The sequence below is a fragment of the Natronorubrum sp. A-ect3 genome (genome assembly GCF_041821125.1).
Lineage (GTDB): Archaea > Halobacteriota > Halobacteria > Halobacteriales > Natrialbaceae > Natronorubrum > Natronorubrum bangense.
This window is the reverse complement of record NZ_JBGUBB010000005.1, coordinates 79,272-92,004: the sequence shown is the minus strand read 5'-3', so window position 1 is coordinate 92,004 and position 12,733 is coordinate 79,272. Positions and strand designations below refer to the sequence as shown.

The 12,733-nt window shown below is 60.0% G+C and carries 10 protein-coding genes; 9 read left to right on the top strand and 1 reads right to left on the bottom strand.

Annotation, left to right across the window (positions count from 1 at the left end):
* Window positions 1–57 precede the first annotated feature (57 nt).
* The 6 genes from ACERJA_RS15390 (at window position 58) to ACERJA_RS15365 (ending at window position 7,266) form a co-directional block, all read left to right on the top strand.
* Window positions 58–1,650 (top strand): alkaline phosphatase family protein, encoded by a 1,593-nt coding sequence (locus tag ACERJA_RS15390; RefSeq protein WP_373609132.1) that lies wholly within the window; start codon window positions 58–60, stop codon window positions 1,648–1,650.
* Window positions 1,651–2,818: 1,168 nt separating this feature from the next.
* Complete coding sequence (gene wecB, locus ACERJA_RS15385) at window positions 2,819–3,886, top strand: non-hydrolyzing UDP-N-acetylglucosamine 2-epimerase (protein ID WP_373609131.1); 1,068 nt, start codon at window positions 2,819–2,821, stop codon at window positions 3,884–3,886.
* 79 nt (window positions 3,887–3,965) lie between these two features.
* Window positions 3,966–4,595, top strand: coding sequence for a metal-dependent hydrolase (locus tag ACERJA_RS15380; protein WP_373609130.1), 630 nt, complete (start codon window positions 3,966–3,968; stop codon window positions 4,593–4,595).
* Window positions 4,596–4,724: 129 nt separating this feature from the next.
* Window positions 4,725–4,886, top strand: a complete 162-nt coding sequence (locus ACERJA_RS15375; protein WP_373609129.1) for a hypothetical protein — start codon at window positions 4,725–4,727, stop codon at window positions 4,884–4,886.
* Window positions 4,887–4,957: 71 nt separating this feature from the next.
* Window positions 4,958–5,965 carry a polysaccharide deacetylase family protein gene (locus tag ACERJA_RS15370; RefSeq protein WP_373609233.1) on the top strand — a complete coding sequence of 336 codons (1,008 nt, stop codon included), beginning with the start codon at window positions 4,958–4,960 and terminating at the stop codon, window positions 5,963–5,965.
* The gene (locus tag ACERJA_RS15365) at window positions 5,962–7,266 is read left to right on the top strand and encodes a PGF-pre-PGF domain-containing protein (RefSeq protein ID WP_373609128.1); all 1,305 of its coding nucleotides are present in this window, start codon (window positions 5,962–5,964) and stop codon (window positions 7,264–7,266) included. Before ACERJA_RS15370 ends, ACERJA_RS15365 begins: the two co-directional genes overlap by 4 nt.
* Before the next feature lie 379 nt (window positions 7,267–7,645).
* Here ACERJA_RS15365 and ACERJA_RS15360 read toward each other — a convergent pair whose 3' ends face one another.
* On the bottom strand, window positions 7,646–8,764 hold the full coding sequence (locus ACERJA_RS15360) for a DUF354 domain-containing protein (RefSeq protein WP_373609127.1): 1,119 nt from the start codon (window positions 8,762–8,764) through the stop codon (window positions 7,646–7,648).
* A 168-nt stretch (window positions 8,765–8,932) separates the two neighbouring features.
* On the opposite strand from ACERJA_RS15360, the gene ACERJA_RS15355 reads away from it, so the two are divergent.
* The 3 genes from ACERJA_RS15355 (at window position 8,933) to ACERJA_RS15345 (ending at window position 12,566) form a co-directional block, all read left to right on the top strand.
* Entirely contained in the window at window positions 8,933–10,225 is a 1,293-nt protein-coding gene (locus ACERJA_RS15355) for an antibiotic ABC transporter permease (protein WP_373609126.1), read from the top strand.
* Window positions 10,222–11,421: a glycosyltransferase gene (locus ACERJA_RS15350; RefSeq protein WP_373609125.1), complete on the top strand. Its 1,200-nt coding sequence runs from the start codon at window positions 10,222–10,224 to the stop codon at window positions 11,419–11,421. Before ACERJA_RS15355 ends, ACERJA_RS15350 begins: the two co-directional genes overlap by 4 nt.
* Before the next feature lie 125 nt (window positions 11,422–11,546).
* Window positions 11,547–12,566 (top strand): GNAT family N-acetyltransferase, encoded by a 1,020-nt coding sequence (locus ACERJA_RS15345; protein WP_373609124.1) that lies wholly within the window; start codon window positions 11,547–11,549, stop codon window positions 12,564–12,566.
* The last annotated feature ends 167 nt before the right edge of the window (window positions 12,567–12,733 follow it).

Here is a 12,733-nt window from a genome sequence, read left to right as displayed (position 1 = left end):
GCGGTCATCTCGTCATCTGCAGGACAGCAGACGTCGCTGACGTCTCAATAACCAATCATGAGCAGGTCCTCTTCGACAGCCGAGCGAGCATTTGTGCTCGGATTCGACGGCGTACCGTGGAGACTCATCGAACAATGGAGCGAGGAGGGGAAACTCCCGAACTTCGCTCGAATGCGCGACGAGGGCGCATCCGGAACCCTTGAGAGTACCCAACCCGCGACGACGCCACTGGCATGGCCCTCGATCGCGACGGGTGTCTGGCCCGATAAGCATGGCTGTTATGGCTTCCAGAACCTCTCGTCGGGGTACTCCCACGAGATGTACACGAGTCACGATATCAAGCAGCCGGCGCTCTGGGAGCAGGTCACGCCCGCCCACGTCGGGAACGTCCCGATGACGTATCCAGCGCAAGAGATCGACGGCACGATGGTAACGGGGATGATGACGCCATCGACTGAAAAGGAGTACACCCATCCGCCCGAACTCAAGTCCGCAATCGAGTCACAGATACCCAACTACGAGATCAGCCTCGATTACCCCGACTACGCCGATCGTCTCGACGAGTTCGAGCTGGCCGTCGACGACATGCTCGCGAATCGTCGCAAACTCATGCAGCTTCAGATGGACGAAGCCGGCGACGACTGGGGGCTGTTCTTTTTCGTTTACACCGCTCCCGACCGATTCCAGCATCTCATCTGGGACAAAGACCGAATCCTCAACCACTACAAGCAACTCGATGAGATCCTGGGCGAGGTGATGGAGTATACGGATCGTCACGATGCCGACCTCTACGTCGTCTCCGACCATGGATTCGGCCCGATCGAAGAGTTGGTGTACGTCAACCACTATCTCGAGCGGGAGGGGTATCTGTTCAGGGAAGAAGACGATGGCACCCGCGGCGCACTCGCGAGCCTGGGCATCTCGCGGGATCGGATCACGGACGCACTCGATCGAATTGGGATCTCCGAAGAGATGATCGTCTCGACGCTCCCTCGAGCGCTCGTCGATAGCGTCGCCGAACAGATTCCAGGCGATCACGCGCTGTACGACGTCGACTACGATCGCACCGTCGCGTTCGTCCACGGTGCTGGCTGCTGTTATATCAACGATACAGAACGGTTTGACAGTGGTGTCGTCGATCCGAGCCAGATTCCAGCGATCAAAGACGAACTGACTGACCTGTTCGAATCGGTTACCGACGACGACGGCCAGCCGATGCTCGACGTCTTCGACGGCGACGAACTGTTTCCCACTGACGATGGGTCGCCGGATTTGGTCGTCAACGGCCACGGCGTCTACGAGGCACGCAACGCACTCACCGGCGAGCCAACCGGCGACACCGGGACGTACGCTGCAAGCCACCTCAAGGAGGGGATCGTGCTCTGCCGTGGTCCTTCAATCGACGCCAACGCAGTGCTTCGCGGTGCACGCGTCGTCGACATCGCTCCGACCCTGCTCCACGGCATCGGCGAACCGGTCCCGAAAAACGCCGACGGGCGGGTGCTGTTCGACGCTTTCGACGAAGACAGCACGCCTGCAGGAACCAAGGTCAAACGAACCGGCGTGTCGCAGACGGATCACGACGAGGAGGTCGACGACGACTTCACCGACGTCGAAGACCGACTGAAGGGACTCGGCTACATGGAATAAGGGCCAGCTGAAATGGTCTGAAACAGCGCGACAGTGTCCGATCGTCCTGTGGACGTGACTGACGACTCCGATTACGTCGGAGCACATCGCTGTGGCGGCAGTACGGTATTGCTAAACAGGTGGACGGACGCCGACGAAGAGTTGTACGCTTGGGATACTGACAGTCAAAACGATTGTGACCTGTCACACGGTGTCGGTTCGATGCGGTGTGCAGTGACACACAACGAGCGCTTCGACGGCACAGCATCAACCGACGGGTAAGCGGTCTCCTCCAGATGTAACCGTGCCTATAATTAAACATCCAGACGATGTCAGCTTTTCATACGTATGCTGAGCCGCCGAACGTGCTCACCCATCCTGGATGCGCGAAAACGGCGTTCTCGAGCATACGACCACGAGATGACGCCAATGAAACGATACAAGACCCTGTTTGGCATCGCAAGCGCAGCGGTTGGTGTCCTTGCGCTTATCGGCTCCACCGTCTCCTCGTCACCCGCGAACAGCCGTTCCGAACGGTCCGAACCCTCCACGACCGTGTCTATCGAGCGTGATGACGACGTATCAACGGCGAGGACATGGGTTCGGCAGACACGTCGACTCGGTTCAAGACCGAAACGGTATCTCGACCCGATATTCCGCACTCCATGAACAACAGCCCGCGTCTTGATTTTTACAGCAGTGTTCGCTAACACGCATTCGTGAACCGCCTCGAGACCACATCGTTCGAGAGACGGAGTCGCTTGTGATCTCGAGGCACGTGGCCCTGTAGAACCGAGTCCAAGAGAGCAGCGAGGCGGTTACCAGTCCGGCTGCGAAAAATCGGAGCGATCGCGCTGCCCGTAGCAGGGAGACGTTGTTCCAGTATTCACGGACAGCAATTAGCTCGGTTGCAGAATTATCAGTCTGCTACTTTCTATTCGGAGACAGAGTTTCAGTTATACGATTATTTACTAATAGCGTGTCTGTAGCGGGCTTAGACGGTCAAATAGCGCATGGATCGAAGTCACAGTCACAACAACCGTTCGCTCGGACACAGCCGGCAAAGACGCCGCTATACCTCGAGGGCAGCATCCAGCGAGGAACGCGAGAACAAGCCGTACAGGACGCCGACGGATGAGAAACTCACCACCGAAATAGAGGCCGAACGATCGAATGAGGTGGCAAGCTGATGGACGTCCTGTCGGTCGTCGGTGCCAGACCACAGTTCGTCAAGGCTGCTGCCGTCTCCCAGCAGCTCCAAGACGACCACAAAGAGATCATGGTCCACACCGGCCAGCACTACGATGCCGAACTCTCCGAGGTGTTTTTCGACGAACTTGCCCTTCCAGAGCCTGATTTCCATCTCGGAATCGGCTCTGACACCCACGCCCGACAGACCGCGGCAATGATGACCGAGTTAGAACAGATCGTCGACGACGAGTCGCCAGATGTCGTGCTCGTCTACGGGGATACCAACTCAACACTCGCGGGCGCGCTCGTCGCAGCAAAGTCGTCACCGACGCTTGCCCATGTCGAAGCCGGGTTACGATCACACGATTGGTCAATGCCCGAAGAAGTCAATCGACGGATTACTGACCACTGCTCGGACCTCCTCTTTGCGCCAGGTACCCACGCAAAGGACACCCTCGAGCAGGAAGGGATTACCGAGGGTGTGTTCGTCTCGGGGGACGTTATGTACGATACGCTCTTGCAGATTCGAGACGAGGTCTGTGGGACCGAGTTCGACGAATTCACCGTTCCCGACGAGTACGTGCTCGCGACGGTCCACCGCGCCAAGAACACGGACACCCGAGATCGGCTTGCAGCGATCATCGACGCGTTCGAACAGCTCAGCGTTCCGGTCATCTTCCCCGCACATCCGCGGACGGTTGCCGCACTGAACGAGTACGGACTTTGGGAACGAGCAGCAGCCGCAACCCGCATGATCGATCCCGTCAACTACGGGCAGTTCATCAAACTCGTGGAAGGGGCCGCCTGCGTCGCAACGGACTCCGGTGGCGTTCAGAAAGAGGCGTTCTATCTGGATACGCCCTGTGTGACCCTCCGCGAAACGACGGAGTGGATCGAGACGATCGACGCAGGATGGAACACACTCGTTGGCGCAGAGACAGAACAGATCGTCGACGCCGTTCGGGCCGCCGCCGATCCGCCGGCAAAGCCCGACCTCTATGGGAGTGGAAACGCAGCGGTTCGGATCGTGAGTCAGCTCGAACAACAGGTTGACTGCGCTGACTGACCGACACCCTGACGACTCTCGAGGAGGTCAGCGGTTACAACGCCCATAACTAACCCGTCGAAGCGGCTGCCTTCCCCTGATGTGGCCATGGGAGCATGCGATCGTCGGCTATCTCGCCTACTCACTGTTCAGTCGGCTTTATTATCGAGAGCCGCCGACCGCCCTTGCGGCGTTTGCAGCCGTGTTCGCCTCGGTCCTCCCAGATCTCATCGATAAACCGCTCGCTTGGGAGTTCGGCGTGTTCCAGACGGGGTATGCGCTCGGGCATTCGATCTTCTTTGCAGTCCCGCTTGCGATCGTGGTCGGGCTTCTGGCTCGGTCGGTCGGTCGGACACCAGCAGGGGTTGCGTTCGGTCTCGGCTACCTGCTTCACCCCCCATCGGACGTGCTCGATGGCTATCTCCGGGGCGGACAGATAAACATCGAGGTGCTGCTTTGGCCAGTCGAAACGGTCGGATCAAACGACCACAGCCACGGATTTCTCAACGAGTTCACGCGGCTGTTTACTCGGTACCAGCAGGACCTGCTGGCGGGCGAGCTATCGACGTATATGTGGCTCCAACTCGGGCTCGTGATGGTCGCAGCCCTCGTCTGGCTCGCAGACGGTGCCCCCGTTCTGCGAGAGTGTGTGCTGGCCGGCAAACGACTCATCATCGGGACGCTCCCGAGTCGTAATCGGTCTGAACGGCGCTCTGAGCGACGAGAGTAGCGTTCGAGGCGACTCGAGGCACACTGTTCGATGAGCTGAAACGGCCACCAGTCCGCAGTTATGGACATCCAATAAATCCATAATGTCGTCGTTTACTATCGTATTCGTTCCAGTGATACTGAAGATGTAATGAGTGACACGATTCGGATCGATCGGCTCTCAAGAGCTGCCCGACGGAATCCGTCGGAACCGGCCGCGGGGTCGCGGCAACGAGACGTGGTGTCGAACGACCCTGCTGTCGGCGGCGTCGCATTCGATACGACCGGGACCGACCGGTGGGTGAACGAATGAGCAGCGAGGCGGACCGCTCGAGTTGGCACCCTGACTCGAGCCCAGTAATCGACGGCCGTGGACGAAACGTGATGCCGCCATCCGAGGACGAGAGTTCGGAGCTACAGCTCTCACGCGTCGACGCGCTCCCCGGAGACGCCGAATTCGGGCTGTGTCTGACTCACGACGTTGATCGGCCGTACAAGGGACTCCGATCGCTGTACTACGCAACCCAGGAGCGACCCGAGTACCACCTCCGGACGGCGCTCTCCTCGTCGAACCCGTACTGGCAGTTCGGCGAGATCATGCAACTCGAGGCAGAACTGGGCGTCCGCTCCGCGTTTTACTTTCTGAACGAACAGCACTTATTAACCGACCGCCCAGCCAGCGACTGGCTGTCGCCGTCGAACTGGGTACAACACCTCGGTCGATACGATATCACTGCCAATGAAATCGCCAGCATCATCCAAGCACTCGATGCTGGCGGCTGGGAGGTCGGGCTCCACGGCTCCTATCACTCGCCAGACGATCCAGACCGGCTGCGCGAGGAGAAACATGCCCTCGAGAACGTGCTCGGCAGGCCCGTTACCGGTGGTCGACAGCACCACCTTCGGCTCACAGTCCCCGACACGTGGCGCCACCATCGCGAGATCGGTCTCGACTACGACACGAGTCTCGGCTCGACAACAGAGTGTGGCTTCCACGGCAGCTACCGCCCACTCCGACCGTTCGACGACGAATTTCTCGTCTTCCCATTGACGATCATGGACCAGGCGCTTCCGGATCCAGGAACCAGCTTCGAGGAAGCCCGCCGGACCTGTGAACAGTTGCTGACAGAAGCCGCGGAAAACGACGCCGTCATGACCGTTCTCTGGCATCCACGCTATTTCAACGAACAGGAGTTCCCCGGCCACCGCAAACTCTATCGCTGGCTGGTCCACCGAGCCCAGGAGCTCGGTGCATGGGTCGGCTCACCTGGCGCGTTCTGTAACGAACTCGAGTGTGAAAGTGAGCAAGCACCACACGCGCAGACGACAGAACGCTCGGTCGACAGAACACCGGAGACAGTTCACACGGAACGTGTTGGAGGACAACAATGAACACGAATTCACTGGCTGCTGTCGCCGTCGCGTTACTCCTCGTCCTCAGCGGTGTCGGCGGTTTCGTGCAGCTTTCTGGCGCAAATACAGATACGACGGCGAGCACACCAACTGACAGCTACGTCGTCGAGCAGGGCGATTCTTGTTACCCAATTGAACCGCTGTCGACCAACGGCACGGTCGAGTCGTTCTACGACTACCGAAACCACGAAACACATCCAGAGGACGTGGATCGAATGTACAGCTCCTACGGCACCGAACACCTCCAGGAAGACGATACGAGTATTCTCTTCTTGCACGAGGGAACTGACGGGCTGAGCCTCGTCATGGTCCACGATCAGGTCGATGGCGATACCGAGGGCGGCGCCGTCACGTTCGATATCGCTGGCCTGCCATCCGAGGCAGAATGGGTCGTCCAGGACGACCTCTACGACGGTGAAACGAACATGGCAACATGGGATAGCGGCGACGGCTGGGCCTCCGCGTCCTGGATCTGGAGCGAGGCCAGAACCGATGGCGGTGCAATTCAGGGCGGCCTCAACGACGAGTTCGCGGTGACGATTCAGCCAGCGTTCAACGAGGACGCAGAACACTACGACAACGAGGATCTGTACGATCCCGAGTTCCACGGCGACGGTGAGATCGAAGACTGGGAAGTGCTCTCCGGCGATGCTGACGATCCCGACCGCACGGCGCTTCCATCGCTCGAGGAGCCAGTAACGATCCGGACCGGGACGTGTGACACCCCATCGGTCTCGTACGACCGAACTGACGACGGAACGACCGCGAACATCCAGGGTGCGTCGGTCGACGACCGAATCGCGCTGCAGCCGACGGCTGGAACCGATGCTAACGTCACGTTCGAGACGGTCGAACTGACCGGCGTCGAGGACAGTGGGTCGATCACGTTCGAAGACCGACAGCCCGACGGCTTGCCAGACGCACCCGATGATGTCGAATCGCTATCGTATCTGACGATGAGTGGCGAGTCCACACAGGACACTTCGGCGACGATCACGTTCAGCGTTGAAGCAGAGTACCTCGAGCAGCAGGGGCTCAGTCCCGAGGACATCACACTCTACGAGGCCGACGGTGGAGACTGGGTCGAATCCGAGACGGCAGTGACCAGCGAATCGGGGTCGGCATATCAGTTCACCGCTGAGGTGTCTTCGCTCGAGGGGGTAACTGTCACCCAACAACCGGCGTCTGAGTCGGCGATCCCCGGCTTCGAAGCCGGAATCGCCGCTGCGGTGATCGCGCTGCTTGCTGCCCTGTGGGCAGTTCGGGGCCGCGATCGGTAAGCCAGCAGCGTCGTGTCTGGAGACGCAGTTTTTTGTTCGTTGTGAAGTCGGTCTGGAACGCTCGCTCGAGAGACGGGACGACCGACTCAGCGTCGCTCTGAGACGCGATCGGTGGACACTGCGAGGACGTCATCTCAGCGGTTCGTCGCCGTATTCGGGATGGAGACGAGATGAACGCCTCGAGTATCTCGCTCGCGTCGATATCGAGTCAAAACAAAAACCAGTCACCGAACGGGGAGGAACGACCTGTGAGCGAGAAATCGATCGAGAACCGCGGACAGTGCGATGGGTGTGTCAATCGGTTCAGTTGTTACGACAGTTTTGGTGCACCCGAAACCCACTCTGCGGGTGCACCACCCCATCGAGACAGCAGCCCGTCTCAGTCGCCGCCGATACCAACGGATTTCGCGGGTTCGGGCTCCGGTGTCTGTCCGAACTGCTGGAGCGCCTCGAGGTCATCGACGTGGCCTTCGTTGATCGCGACGTCAACGATGACGTCGGTGAGATTGACCTTATCAGCAAGAAGCGCGTTGCGCCGTCGCTGCCACTTCTCGTCGGTATCAGTGGCTTCGAGCAGTGGCATCGCCCGTTCGATGATCGCATCTGCCGACGCGACGTTGTAGATCAGCCCCTGATTCTCGAGTTCGACGAAGTTGCCCATATCGTCGGCGCCGACGAACGAGTTCGATCGGATCGCCGGCGTTCCGAGCAGTGCCGCTTCGGTCACCATCGTCTGCGTGTCGGCAACGAGCAGTTCGGCCTCGGCGAGCGCATCGTGCATCAACGCGGGGTGGAGGTCGAACGATCGGGCCGAAAGCCCTTCGAGGTCGGCGTCACCGCTTTCGTCGGAGACGAGAACCGTCACGTCATCACCGAGGTGGTCGACGAGACGACGGTAGTCGTCGTCCGTGATACCTCGTTTTCCGACGTCGTGTTGTGAGCCAAAGGCATTGAGCCGAAGGATGGCGTAGGGCTCGTCAGTCTCGAGGTCGAGTCGATCTCGAATCGATTGGTCGGACTCGTAGGTCTCCGGATGAAGGTACGCACACTCTTTGAATCCGGTGAACACGTAGTGATTCGCACCCAGGTCCTTCCGGAACGTATTCGGTGTGAGAATGGAGCGAGCAAACGGTGTCGAGATCGTGTGATCGAACGACGCTGGCTCAGAGTCGATCAGCAACACCGTCGGCGTTCGCGTCACTGCACCAGTGTGGGCTGCATAGCCCCCCATTCCAAACACGAGGTCCGGATCGAACCGTCGAGCGTGCGTAATTGCACGGGTGTAGTGGGCTGGCAGCCGACTCAGGAGCGAGCCTTTCGACGTCCCACAGGCGCCATAGACCACGTACGGAAGCTCGTACCACTCGAGCAAGTCGGTCGTGCAGGTGTAATCCCGGGCGAGAACGAGCACCTCGTGGCCACGGTCTCGCAGCCGCTGGATGGCGTGTTTGTACAGGTGGACGTGTGCAGGCGTGTTTGTAAAAAACAGGTAGTTCATGCTGAATAGCACCCTCGCATGAGTGACTCCTTTTCCAGCAGATGGGTTTGTTATCTAGCTCGTACAGAATGTAATGGAGAACCGGATCATGGACAGTCGATCCCTGTCTCGATCGAGACATCGGTAGCGGGTGTATAATAATGTGAATATGTTCTGAGAATGCCATCAATGCAGTCACGAACTTCTCCCGAGCCAGACGGACAGGCCGCGTCGTCCTGGTCTTCTCGAGACGACGACTACTACGTCTCGGTTCTCGATTCGACCCTCGCATACGCCCGTCGTCGGGACTACGCTGGGCCAGATTACGGAGACGGGATGAGCAGTCAGCTCCTGCAGGCGTTGCCGTTCGAAAATCGCGTTCTCAATCTGGTCGTCCAGGAAGTCGTCAAACGCACGCCGGTCGACATCAGGCCACTCCTCCGCGTCGAACACCGGCGAAACTACAAGGGGGTAGCGTTGTTTGCGATGGCGAATCTCAACTATTACGAACTCGCATGTCGCCGGAACGAGCAAGACCAGCTCGCGTTCGATCCGATCGCTGAAGCCGACCGACTTGCCGAGTGGCTCATCGAGGAACAGATAACGGGGTACAGCGGCTTCTGTGGCGGCCATCGACACGAAATTCAGCACTTCCATACGAAAGGGGTTCCAAGCGATCCGGATATCGTCTCGACTGCGTACGCGGTCAAGGCGCTCTTACGAGCCACAGAGCGCGGGCTCGGTGACGAGTACGCTGACATCGCCAGGACGGCGACGTCGTTCCTGGTCGAGGATCTGAACTATCGAGAGGTCGATGAAGGCGCAAAAATCAACTACCACATGAACCATCCAGAGGACTCCTACACCGTCAACGCGGCCGCACTGGGGGCAGGGATGCTCGTCGACCTCTATGAGCATTTCGGTGACGAGGACCTCCGCGAGCGGGCAACGAAGATCCTCGATCATATCGCAGCCAACCAGACCGACATCGGTGGGTGGCCGTACCGACTCCCGGCGTCAGCGTCACACCTCTCGATGGACAGCCACCACAATGGGTTCGTCATCGAGTCGTTCCAGCGGTACCGTGACGTCGTCGACGCAGACCGATACGCGGAGACGCTCGCGGACGCACTCGAGTTCTACCGAACCGACCTGTTCGAACTCGACGGCGCGCCGAACTTCGACGAGGAAAACGCCTATCCGCGCGATATCCACGCCAGCACGCAGGGAATGCTCGTCTTTGTGAACGAAGGCGACCTCGAGTTCGCCGAGCGAATCCTCCGATGGGTGCTTGCGAATCTGCAGGTCAACGAAGGACAGTTCTACTACCGCAAGTATCGCCACCACACGAAGCGAGTGACGTTGATGCGGTGGTGTCAAGGGTGGATGTCGTATGCGCTGTCCGAGTTCCTGCTGGCGGCCGAAGAACGGGCACCATCAGGTGTGGAAACTGAACGCAAACGGGCGTCGCTGCACTCATGAGCCAGCCCGCAACTGAGTCAACAGCAACGGACGAGGCGGATACCCTCGAGCCAGCGCCGGCTGACGACGAAGGGCGTCGCACTCGAGCGACTGCCGATCGGGACCAGCACCAGGGGACACACACCACGGTCGGCTCCAGTCCCGAGGAGATGCGCGTCCTCGTCATCACGGGCCTGGCGCACAAAAACGAGCGCCACTACGGGCCACTCGCGGACGTCGCCGGCGAAACGACGCTCGTCTGTCTCGATCCTGACACCGATATCGACGGCGCAACCGCCGTTCCGGTACCGGACGTCGGCCCACGGATCGTTCGAGTCGTCCTCCTGTTTTTCCTCGCCCTCTACGAGGGGTATCGCAACGAGTACGACGCGGTCGCGTCGATCTCACTCGTTCCCTACGGGATCTACGCGCTGATCCTGAAAGCGCTCTACGGCTATCCGGCCCACCTCGGAATCATCGGCATCGACCTCGACCATCACGCACAGCAGTGGTACGGTGCTGGCCCCCGGTGGGCGTTCAGGCGGTTCGACGCGGTCTCTGTTCCCGGAACTGATCACACCGAGCGCCTCGTCGGCTGTGGTGTCGCACCCACCCGAATCGAAATCTTGACCAACGCGATCGACATCGAGACCTACCGACCGCCCACGGATGACGTCGAGCCTGACTACGAGTTCGTCTGGGTCGGCCGCTTCAGCGAAGAAAAAGACCCGGTACGGTTCGTCCGCGCAGTCGCCGAACTCGACGCAACCGGCCGGGAGTTCCGGGCAGCGATGGTCGGCGACGGAGCGCTCCGAGACGACGTCGTCGAGGAGATCAATCGCTTGGGAGTTGGCGATCGAATCGATCTCGTCGGCTGGGTTGATGATCCACTCGCTTACTACCACCGCGCTACGGCGTTCGTTCTCACCTCGAGTCGCGACGCGTTGCCGCTGGTGATGCTCGAGGCGATGGCGACCGGACTCGCACCCGTGGTGCCGCCGGTCGGGTCGATCCCGGACGTCGTCGTCGACGGCCACAACGGCCTCGTCGTCACCGATCGGGAGCCGACGATGTTCGCGGCCGCGATGGCTCGGTGTCTGGACGCTCCCGACGAGCGCGACGCGCTCGCGGCGAACGCGACCGACGTTCGGTGCTCGTTCTCGCTGGCTCGAGCAGGCGAGGACTGGCGTCGCATTCTGACGACACTCGAGGCGTGACCGGCCCCAGCGGCGCCGACGGCCGGTCGTGAGTGATTCGGTCGCCATCGAGACGCGGTTACAGCCGCCGTTACGCGCGGTAACAACGCGATAACAAAACGAATAGTCACCGCACGATGACCCACATGGAGACTGAACGACTGACGCTCGAGGAGTGGGGCGAGGCGTTACCGCGGTCGGGGTACGAACTGTTTCACGACCCGGACGCACTCGCTGTCCTCGACGCCCACGTCGACGCCGAACTGCGACTTTACGGGACGGCCAAGGGCCAACAGATCGTCGGCCTGTTGCCGGTGTTCGTCGACGAGAGACCGGTCGGCCGAACGGTGTTTTCACCACCGCTCTCGTTCGGCGTCCCCCGACTGGGTCCGATCATCAACCCCAATAGTCCGAAACAGCGCAAGTGGGAACGAATCAACAGCGAGTTAGCCAACGCGGTCGCCGATGACCTCGAGGTCGACAAGCGGTCGACGCTCTTTCGGATGACCTGCCCGCTCGAGTATCCCGACCCCCGGCCGTACGGCTGGAACGAGTTCTCGATAGAGCCCGAGTTTACGTACGTCGTCAACCTCGAGGATTGTGCCGACCTCGATGACGCGATGAGCGGGTTCAGCAAGAGCCTTCGAAACGAGATGCGCCGGTACGACGAGCTCGATCTGACGATCGGCACCGAAGGCATCGACACCGCGCTCCGAATCTACGACGACGTCGTCGACCAGTACGAAGAATACGACGACACCGCCCCGATGTCGCGGCTGTTCCTCCGTGACCTGCTCTCGAGTCTGGACGACGATCGATGGCGCGTGTACGCGGCCCGAACCCCCGATGGGACGTACAAAAGCGGAATCATCACGCTGTTCTCGCCCGACCTGGCCTACTACTGGCAAGGCGGCGTCACCGCCTCCTACGAACACGTCAGCGTCAACAACCTGCTTCATCGCGCTATTTTGGAGGACATCGTCACCGATCCCGACCTCGAGTCGGTGACTGGCTACGATCTCGTCGGGGCGAACACCGAGCGCCTCTGTGAGTACAAAGGGAAGTTCAACGGCGAGTTGCGGCCGTACTATGTCGTCGAGTCGTCGGGGCTCGAGATGACGCTGGCGAAGTCGGCGTATCAGAAAATTTCAGGTTCGTTGAAGTAAGAACCCGCTTCAAAGCCGTCGTCAGTGTCGGAGGCGAGTCGCTTCGGTCGTCCAAGATTCGTCTGCTCACGGACCATCTACTGCTGCTTTTCCGATGACGATGTACCGACGGCGAGTCAGCGCGTTCAGGTCCCAGCTCGTTCACAGCAATGCCGCGACAGTAGCGC